The sequence below is a fragment of the Bradyrhizobium cosmicum genome, assembly GCF_032290525.1.
Lineage (GTDB): Bacteria > Pseudomonadota > Alphaproteobacteria > Rhizobiales > Xanthobacteraceae > Bradyrhizobium > Bradyrhizobium cosmicum_A.
Window position 1 is genome coordinate 1 of the sequence record NZ_JASXTA010000095.1, and the last position, 407, is coordinate 407.

At 57.2% G+C, this 407-nt stretch carries 1 protein-coding gene; it reads right to left on the bottom strand.

Going from position 1 to position 407, the window contains the following annotated elements; all coding sequences use genetic code 11:
• Positions 1-378, bottom strand: a 378-nt coding sequence (locus tag QSV46_RS39195; protein ID WP_314964021.1) for a transposase, incomplete at its 3' end; no start/stop codon positions are given.
• Positions 379-407 lie beyond the last annotated feature (29 nt).

Below are 407 nucleotides of genomic sequence, written 5' to 3' on the forward strand. Positions count from 1 at the left end.
GTTCTGCTGAAGCTCGGTCCGGCCTCTCAGGGTTTTGTTGATAGCCCTGAGCGCATCGATCTCTTCCGGTGTGAAGACAAATTCAGCCGGCAATTCTTCGCCCCCATTGCGGGCCTGAACGAGCTGAATGACAATACATGCTACTCTGGTGGCGATCGCTACGAGCTTGATCAGGCCTTCAGCGCTCTCGATTTGACTATCCTCGATGCGCAAACCCTGGCTCTTCAGCGAACGAAAGAGCTGTTCGATGATCCAGCGCTGCTTGTACCAGGAGACGATCCGCCAAGCGCCTGCGGCAGTGGCGACCGCATGAGTGGTCAAGAGCAGCCAATGAATTGGCTTGGCGCCCTTCGGTGGGTGCAACTCGACGACTTCCACGAAGCTGACTTGGACGCCCAGTGGCAGGT